We start from the raw sequence: 8,746 nt of genomic DNA, 5'->3' as shown, positions 1-8,746 counted from the left end.
GTCCGGACACTGGGCGTCGGCGGACCGGGAGGCCTGGCTCGGCTCCGTCGGCGCGGCCGACAGCGCCGCCGCCCCGGGGGCCGCGCCCGGAAGGCAGTCGGGCGGCTCCGCCCCCGCCCCCGGAGCACGGTCGGGGCCGGGCCAGACGCCCGGGGTGCCGAGTCCGTCCGGAGCGTGGTCGGGGTCGGGCCTGCCGCCCGGGAGCGTGCCCCCGTCCGAAGCCGGGTCGGGGGCAGGACGGTCGGTCGGGGTGTCGACCCCCTCCGGGGCACCCGTCGGGTCGGGCTGGGGCGGGGAGGGGTTCGTGGGGGTGAGGGTCATCGGGGGGTCTCGGTTTCCGGGGTGAGGAGGTCCGCGATGTCCAGGACGTGGTAGCCGCGCATCGAGGGGAGGCAGCTGCCCCGGACCGGGCCGATCGCCGAGGACCAGGGTGGGGGGATGGCCCCCGCGCCGGACATCGCTCCGGCTAGCGCGCCCGCCACCGCCGCCGTGGTGTCCGCGTCCCGGCCCATGTTGACCGCCATGAGGACCGAGGAGGAGAAGTCCCCGCGGCATGCGGCGAAGGCGCCGAAGGCCAGGCCGACCGCCTCCGGGGCCAGGTCCGTCCAGGGGTAGCCGCCGATCACCACGGCGGAGCGGACCGCACGCTCGCCGCGCGGAGCGGCGGTCACGGCCCGGCGCAGGGAGCGTGCCGTCCAGGAGTCCGAGGGGATGACCGAGAGGGCTGCCGAGACGACCGAGGCGGGCGAGCCCCCGGCCATCGCCGCGGCGACGCCCGCCGCGACGGCCTGGCCGCCGTAGATGCCCTCGCCGTCGTGGCTGACGCAGCCGTCGATGGCGACCAGCCGGGCGGCTTCGGCGGGGCGGCCCGCCGCGAAGACCCCGAAGGGGGCCGCCCGCATGGCCAGGCCGTCCGACCAGGCGTGCCGGTGCTGGGCGGAGATGGGGGCCGCCAGGCCGCGGCGGAGGTTTTCCAGGGTGCCGCGTTCCGAGAAGCCCGCGCCGCGGAACGGGCCTTCGTCCAGGTCCGCGATCCAGTGGTGCCACGCGCGTTCGACGTGCGCGACGGTGAGCGCCGATCCGTGGCGGGCCAGCAGCAGGCCCGAGAAGATCGCGTACTCCGTGTCGTCCGTGCCCGCCGGGTCGTCCGAGACGAAGCCCTCGATCCGGCCCCATTTCGCCCGGATCTCCGACGGCTTCATGTTCTCCGCGGGAGCGCCCAGCGCGTCACCCACCGCGAGTCCGAGAAGAGCGCCCCGGGCCCGTTCGAGGAGGACCTGCGGATTGCATGCAATCTGCTTCATCAGCTCCATGGCGCGCCTCTCCCACTTGGATGGGACTCATATTGAGCCCTTGGGGGATTTGTGCCATGGCATGTGGTTTGTCGCTCGTCGCAAAACACCCCGCCCGCACTGCCGTCACCCGGTCGCCGATCCCCAAAACCCCAGGTAAGTACGGCCTACCTTGCTGGCGGGCGCCGAAAATCGTGCGTAGTTTCGAGGTGTTCAGGGGGAGTGGGTGCCCGCGCGTCGTCCGTGGCACAGCTCTGTGCACCCACTCGTACAAAAGGGGAGATGACCGCCATGTCCATCATCGATATCGAAGCACCGCTTCACACCGCTCACCGCGACAACCACACCCACCGCGACGTCAACGGCGGATGGCTGCGCCCGGCGGTCTTCGGTGCCATGGACGGGCTCGTCTCCAACCTCGCCCTGATGACCGGCGTGGCCGGCGGCGCCGTCGCCCCGCACGTCATCGTGGTCACCGGCCTGGCCGGCCTGGCCGCCGGAGCCTTCTCGATGGCGGCCGGCGAGTACACCTCGGTCGCCTCGCAGCGCGAGCTCGTCCTCGCCGAACTGGACATAGAGCGCCAGCAGTTGCGCAAGCACCCCGTCGACGAGATGGAGGAGCTGGCCGAGCTGTACGTATCGCGCGGCGTCGAGCCCGCGCTGGCCCGCGAGGTGGCCATGCAGCTCTCCCGCGACCCGGAGCAGGCGCTGGAGATCCACGCCCGCGAGGAGCTCGGGATCGACCCCGACGACCTGCCGTCGCCGATGGTCGCCGCCGTGTCCTCCTTCGGCTCCTTCGCCCTGGGCGCGCTGATCCCCGTACTGCCGTACCTGCTCGGTGCCACCACCCTGTGGCCCGCGGTGCTGCTGGCCCTGGTGGGGCTCTTCGCCTGCGGAGCGGTCGTCTCCCGGGTCACCGCACGGTCCTGGTGGTACAGCGGAATGCGCCAGCTGGTCCTGGGTGGCGCGGCCGCCGGTGTGACGTACATCCTGGGAACCTGGATCGGCGGAGCCGTAGGCTGACCGCGCAGGGAGTGAGACACTATGCAGTAGGCAACATAAGTAGTCAGTTACCCGGCGGTTTCGATCCCATGTCCGCCGGGCATCAGACTCTGGGCGCCGGGCAATGAGGCCCGCCCCGCACCGGGACCTTCGTCCCGTGTCCCGATCGCCGGACACCTGCGAAAGTCCCTTCTCATCTGCTTCGGGCAGTGTCCGCATGCTGGAATGACATATCCGCTTCTCGGGATTGTCGTCATCATGTAATCTGCACGAAATTTCGCAGAGGGCCAACGTCGTCCCTCGGCTATGCACATATGCCACGACGACGACGGGAGAGCCGATGCGTTCCGCATCCACGCACTCCGCGACCGGCCTCAGCAACACCGCCTGGTCGCCCATGGACGGTCGCCCCGCCCAGCAGGGCATGTACGACCCGCGCAACGAGCACGACGCCTGTGGCGTCGGCTTTGTGGCCAACCTCACCGGCGAGGCCAGCCACACGCTGGTCGAGCAGGCGCTGACCGTACTGCGGAACCTCGAGCACCGCGGGGCCACCGGCTCCGAGCCCGACTCCGGCGACGGCGCCGGCATCCTCTCCCAGGTCCCGGACGCGTTCCTGCGCGAGGTCGCCGGATTCGACCTTCCCGAGGCCGGCGCGTACGCCGTCGGCATCGCCTTCCTCCCCGCCGACGGCACCGCACAGGCCGTCGCCGTGGAGCAGATCGAGGCCATCGCCGCCGAGGAGAACCTCAAGGTTCTCGGCTGGCGCGAGGTCCCGGTCACCCCGGACCTGCTCGGCAACGGCGCCCGCGCCACCATGCCGGCCTTCTCGCAGCTCTTCGTCTCCAACGGGACGAGCGGCATCGAGCTCGACCGCAAGGCCTTCGTCCTGCGCAAGCGCGCCGAGCGCGAGACCGGGGTCTACTTCCCGTCGCTCTCCGCCCGGACCATCGTCTACAAGGGCATGCTGACCACCGGCCAGCTCGAGCCCTTCTTCCCGGACCTCTCCGACCGCCGCTTCGCCTCCGCGATCGCCCTGGTCCACTCCCGGTTCTCGACGAACACCTTCCCGTCCTGGCCGCTCGCCCACCCGTACCGCTTCGTCGCGCACAACGGCGAGATCAACACGGTCAAGGGCAACCGGAACTGGATGAAGGCCCGCGAGTCCCAGCTGGCCTCCGGCCTCTTCGGCGAGGGCGCGCTCGAGCGGATCTTCCCGATCTGCACCCCGGACGCCTCCGACTCCGCCTCCTTCGACGAGGTCCTGGAACTGCTCCACCTCGGCGGCCGGTCGCTCCCGCACAGCGTGCTGATGATGATCCCGGAGGCGTGGGAGAACCACACCTCCATGGCCCCGGCCCGCCGCGCGTTCTACAAGTACCACTCCACGCAGATGGAGCCGTGGGACGGCCCCGCCTGCGTCACCTTCACCGACGGCACCCAGGTCGGCGCGGTCCTCGACCGCAACGGCCTGCGCCCCGGCCGCTACTGGGTCACCGACGACGACTTCGTCGTGCTCTCCTCCGAGGTCGGCGTCCTGGACATCGACCCGGCCAAGGTCGTCCGCAAGGGCCGCCTGCAGCCCGGCAAGATGTTCCTCGTCGACACCGCCCAGAAGCGGATCATCGAGGACGACGAAATCAAGGACGCGCTCGCCGCGGAGCACCCGTACGCCGAATGGCTGGAGACCGGCGAGATCGAGCTCGAGGACCTCCCCGAGCGCGAGCACATCGCGTACACGCACGCCTCGGTCACCCGCCGCCAGCAGACCTTCGGCTACACCGAGGAAGAGCTGCGCGTCATCCTCGCGCCGATGGCCCGTACCGGCGGCGAGCCGCTCGGCTCCATGGGTACGGACTCCCCGATCGCGGCCCTGTCCGAGCGCCCCCGGCTGCTCTTCGACTACTTCACCCAGCTCTTCGCGCAGGTCACCAACCCGCCGCTGGACGCCATCCGCGAGGAGCTCGTCACCTCGCTGCTGTCCTCCCTCGGCCCCACGGGCAACCTGCTGGAGCCGACCGCCGCGTCCTGCCGCAGCGTCACGCTGCCGTTCCCGGTGATCGACAACGACGAGCTCGCCAAGCTGATACACATCAACGCCGACGGCGACATGCCGGGCATGAAGGCCGCCACCCTCTCGGGCCTGTACCGGGTCTCGGGCGGCGGCGAGGCCCTGGCCGCCCGCCTCGAGGAGATCCGCGGCGAGGTCGACGCGGCCATCGAGAACGGCGCGCACCTGATCGTCCTCTCGGACCGTCACTCCGACGCCGAGCACGCGCCGATCCCGTCGCTGCTGCTCACCTCGGCCGTGCACCACCACCTCATCGCCACCAAGCAGCGCACCCAGGTGGGCCTGCTGGTCGAGGCCGGCGACGTCCGCGAGGTCCACCACGTCGCGCTGCTCATCGGCTACGGCGCGGCCGCGGTCAACCCGTACCTCGCCATGGAGTCCGTCGAGGACCTGCTGCGCGCCGGTACCTTCCTGTCCGGCCTGGAGCCGGAGCAGGCCATCAAGAACCTGATCTACGCGCTCGGCAAGGGCGTCCTGAAGGTCATGTCCAAGATGGGCATCTCCACGGTCGCCTCGTACCGCGGCGCCCAGGTGTTCGAGGCCGTCGGCCTGAACGAGGAGTTCGTCGCGGCGTACTTCCAGGGCACCGCCACCAAGATCGGCGGCGCCGGCCTGGACGTCATCGCCAAGGAGGTGGCCGCGCGCCACGCCAAGGCGTACCCGGCCTCCGGCATCGCGGCCACGCACCGCGCGCTGGAGATCGGCGGCGAGTACCAGTGGCGCCGCGAGGGCGAGCCGCACCTGTTCGACCCGGACACGGTGTTCCGCCTCCAGCACGCCACGCGCAACCGCCGGTACGACATCTTCAAGCAGTACACCGACCGGGTGAACGAGCAGTCCGAGCGCCTCATGACGCTCCGCGGCCTGTTCGGCTTCAAGACGGAGGACCGGCCGTCGATCTCCATCGACGAGGTCGAGTCGGTCGCCGACATCGTCAAGCGCTTCTCCACCGGCGCCATGTCGTACGGCTCCATCTCCAAGGAGGCGCACGAGACCCTCGCCATCGCCATGAACCAGTTGGGCGCCAAGTCCAACACCGGTGAGGGCGGCGAGGACCCGGACCGCCTGTACGACCCGGCGCGCCGCTCGTCCATCAAGCAGGTCGCCTCCGGCCGCTTCGGTGTCACGAGCGAGTACCTGGTCAACGCGGACGACATCCAGATCAAGATGGCGCAGGGTGCCAAGCCCGGCGAGGGCGGCCAGCTGCCCGGCCACAAGGTCTACCCGTGGGTCGCCAAGACCCGTCACTCCACCCCGGGTGTCGGTCTGATCTCCCCGCCGCCGCACCACGACATCTACTCCATCGAGGACCTGGCTCAGCTGATCCACGACCTCAAGAACGCCAACCCGGCCGCCCGCATCCACGTGAAGCTGGTGTCCGAGGTCGGCGTGGGTACGGTCGCCGCGGGTGTCTCCAAGGCCCACGCGGACGTCGTCCTCATCTCCGGCCACGACGGCGGTACGGGCGCCTCCCCGCTCACCTCGCTGAAGCACGCGGGCGGTCCCTGGGAGCTCGGCCTCGCCGAGACCCAGCAGACCCTGCTGCTCAACGGGCTGCGCGACCGCATCGTGGTCCAGACGGACGGCCAGCTCAAGACCGGCCGCGACGTCATCATCGCCGCGCTGCTCGGCGCCGAGGAGTTCGGTTTCGCGACCGCGCCGCTCGTCGTCTCCGGCTGCGTCATGATGCGCGTCTGCCACCTGGACACCTGCCCGGTCGGCATCGCCACCCAGAACCCGGTCCTGCGCGACCGCTTCTCCGGCAAGCCCGAGTTCGTCGTCAACTTCTTCGAGTTCATCGCGGAGGAGGTGCGCGAGCTCCTCGCCGAGCTGGGCTTCCGCACGATCGAGGAGGCCGTCGGTCACGCCGAGCTCCTCGACACCAGCAAGGCCGTCACGCACTGGAAGGCGCAGGGTCTCGACCTGGAGCCGCTCTTCTACGTGCCGGAGCTGCCCGAGGGCGCGGTCCGCCACGCCCTGATCGAGCAGGACCACGGTCTGGAGAAGGCGCTCGACAACGAGCTCATCAAGCTCGCCGCCGACGCGCTGAACGCGGACTCCGCCGAGAACGCCCAGCCGGTCCGCGCCCAGGTCGCGATCCGCAACATCAACCGCACGGTCGGCACCATGCTCGGCCACGAGGTCACGAAGAAGTTCGGTGGCGCGGGCCTGCCCGACAACACCATCGACCTGACCTTCACCGGCTCCGCCGGCCAGTCCTTCGGTGCCTTCCTGCCGCGCGGCGTGACGCTCCGCCTGGAGGGCGACGCCAACGACTACGTCGGCAAGGGCCTCTCCGGCGGCCGCGTCGTGGTCCGCCCGGACCGCGGCGCCGACCACCTGGCCGAGTACTCGACCATCGCGGGCAACACGATCGGCTACGGCGCCACCGGCGGCGAGCTGTTCCTGCGCGGCCGCACCGGCGAGCGCTTCTGCGTCCGCAACTCCGGCGCCCTGGTCGTCTCGGAAGGCGTGGGCGACCACGGCTGCGAGTACATGACCGGCGGTACCGCGGTCGTCCTCGGCGAGACGGGCCGCAACTTCGCGGCCGGCATGTCGGGCGGCGTCGCGTACGTCGTCGACCTCGACCCGAACAACGTCAACGTCGGCAACGCGGGTGCGGTCGAAGCCCTCTCCGACGCCGACGCGCTGTGGCTGCACGACGTGGTGCGCCGCCACGAGGAGGAGACCGGCTCGACCGTGGCCGCGAAGCTCCTGGCTGACTGGACCGCCTCGGCGGCCCGCTTCAGCAAGATCATCCCGACCACCTACAAGGCAGTGCTCGCCGCCAAGGACGCCGCTGAGCTGGCCGGACTCTCCGAGTCCGAGACCACTGAGAAGATGATGGAGGCGGCGACCAATGGCTGACCCGAAGGGCTTCCTCACCACCCCGCGCGAGACCGCCTGCACCCGTCCCGTGGCCGAGCGCCTCAAGGACTGGAACGAGGTCTACGTTCCGGGCTCGCTGCTCCCGATCATCAGCAAGCAGGCCGGCCGCTGCATGGACTGCGGCATCCCGTTCTGCCACAACGGGTGCCCGCTCGGGAACCTGATCCCGGAGTGGAACGACTTCGCGTACCGCGAGGACTGGACCGCCGCCTCCGAGCGTCTGCACGCGACGAACAACTTCCCGGAGTTCACCGGGCGGCTGTGCCCGGCGCCGTGCGAGTCCGCCTGCGTCCTCGGCATCAACCAGCCGGCCGTCACGATCAAGAACGTCGAAGTCTCGATCATCGACAAGGCGTGGGACAACGGCGACGTCACCCCGCAGGCGCCGGAGCGCCTGTCCGGCAAGACGGCCGCCGTCATCGGCTCGGGCCCGGCCGGTCTGGCCGCCGCCCAGCAGCTGACCCGGGCCGGCCACACCGTGGTCGTGTACGAGCGCGCGGACCGCATCGGCGGCCTGCTGCGCTACGGCATCCCCGAGTTCAAGATGGAGAAGGTGCACATCAACCGCCGCATCGAGCAGATGCGCGCGGAGGGCACCAAGTTCCGCACCGGTGTCGAGGTCGGCCGCGACATCACCGCCACCGACCTGCGCAAGCGGTTCGACGCGGTGGTCATCGCGGCGGGCGCGACCGTCTCCCGCGACCTGCCGGTCCCGGGCCGCGAGCTCAAGGGCATCCACTTCGCCATGGAGTACCTGCCCCTCGCGAACAAGGTGCAGGAGGGCGACTTCATGGCGCCCCCCATCACCGCCGAGGGCAAGCACGTGGTCGTCATCGGCGGCGGCGACACCGGCGCGGACTGCGTGGGCACCGCCCACCGCCAGGGCGCGGCCTCGGTCACGCAGCTGGAGATCATGCCGCGTCCCTCCGAGGACCGGACCGCCGGCCAGCCCTGGCCGACGTTCCCCATGCTGTACAAGGTCACCTCGGCCCACGAGGAGGGCGGCGAGCGGATCTACTCCGTCTCCACCACCCACTTCGAGGGCGACGAGGACGGCAACGTCCAGGCCCTGCACCTCGTCGAGGTGGAGTTCAAGGACGGCAAGCTGGAGCAGAAGCCCGGAACCGAGCGCGTCCTCCCCGCGCAGCTGGTCACCCTGGCGATGGGCTTCACCGGCACCGACCAGGAGAACGGCCTGGTCGCGCAGTTCGGCCTGGCGATGGACGCGCGCGGCAACATCGAGCGCGATGCCTCGTACGCGACCAACGTCGACGGCGTCTTCGTCGCCGGTGACGCTGGCCGCGGCCAGTCGCTGATCGTCTGGGCCATCGCGGAGGGCCGCTCGGCCGCCCGCGGCGTGGACCGCTTCCTGACCGGCACCAGCGCCCTCCCGTACCCGGTCAAGCCGACGGACCGCTCCATCACCGTGTAACTCGCAGTACCCCCGGCCCCGGCCGGGACCCCTCATCGGTCCGCACAACGAAGTGCGGCA

Annotated in this window: 4 protein-coding genes and 1 pseudogene; 3 read left to right on the top strand and 2 right to left on the bottom strand. The window is 70.8% G+C overall.

What is annotated here, in order from left to right:
- Positions 1-321 (bottom strand): annotated as a pseudogene (locus ACWGDE_RS32300) (hypothetical protein); the annotation flags it as partial.
- A complete protein-coding gene (locus ACWGDE_RS32295; RefSeq protein ID WP_453392590.1) occupies positions 318-1,304 on the bottom strand; it encodes an ADP-ribosylglycohydrolase family protein in 987 nt (328 codons plus the stop codon). The gene ACWGDE_RS32295 and the pseudogene ACWGDE_RS32300, both read right to left, overlap by 4 nt.
- 279 nt (positions 1,305-1,583) lie before the next feature.
- On the opposite strand from ACWGDE_RS32295, the gene ACWGDE_RS32290 reads away from it, so the two are divergent.
- The 3 genes from ACWGDE_RS32290 to ACWGDE_RS32280 all read left to right on the top strand — a co-directional run bounded on the left by ACWGDE_RS32290 (position 1,584) and on the right by ACWGDE_RS32280 (position 8,686).
- Positions 1,584-2,315 (top strand): VIT1/CCC1 transporter family protein, encoded by a 732-nt coding sequence (locus ACWGDE_RS32290; RefSeq protein WP_453392589.1) that lies wholly within the window; start codon positions 1,584-1,586, stop codon positions 2,313-2,315.
- A 376-nt stretch (positions 2,316-2,691) separates the two neighbouring features.
- Positions 2,692-7,233 (top strand): glutamate synthase large subunit, encoded by a 4,542-nt coding sequence (gltB, locus tag ACWGDE_RS32285; RefSeq protein WP_453392591.1) that lies wholly within the window; start codon positions 2,692-2,694, stop codon positions 7,231-7,233.
- Positions 7,226-8,686 carry a glutamate synthase subunit beta gene (locus ACWGDE_RS32280; protein WP_453392588.1) on the top strand — a complete coding sequence of 487 codons (1,461 nt, stop codon included), beginning with the start codon at positions 7,226-7,228 and terminating at the stop codon, positions 8,684-8,686. Before gltB ends, ACWGDE_RS32280 begins: the two co-directional genes overlap by 8 nt.
- Positions 8,687-8,746: the final 60 nt, after the last annotated feature.

It is taken from the genome of Streptomyces sp. NPDC054956 (genome assembly GCF_053609185.1).
Note: the sequence above shows the minus strand (reverse complement) of the source record. Positions and strands in the feature narration are given on the sequence as shown.

What these genes read in the sequence shown, in the direction of transcription:
- ACWGDE_RS32295 (WP_453392590.1), bottom strand. Translation starts at nt 1,304, where the DNA reads ATGAAGCAGATTGCATGCAATCCGCAGGTCCTCCTCGAACGGGCCCGG.
- ACWGDE_RS32290 (WP_453392589.1), top strand. Translation starts at nt 1,584, where the DNA reads ATGTCCATCATCGATATCGAAGCACCGCTTCACACCGCTCACCGCGAC.
- gltB (WP_453392591.1), top strand. Translation starts at nt 2,692, where the DNA reads ATGGACGGTCGCCCCGCCCAGCAGGGCATGTACGACCCGCGCAACGAG.
- ACWGDE_RS32280 (WP_453392588.1), top strand. Translation starts at nt 7,226, where the DNA reads ATGGCTGACCCGAAGGGCTTCCTCACCACCCCGCGCGAGACCGCCTGC.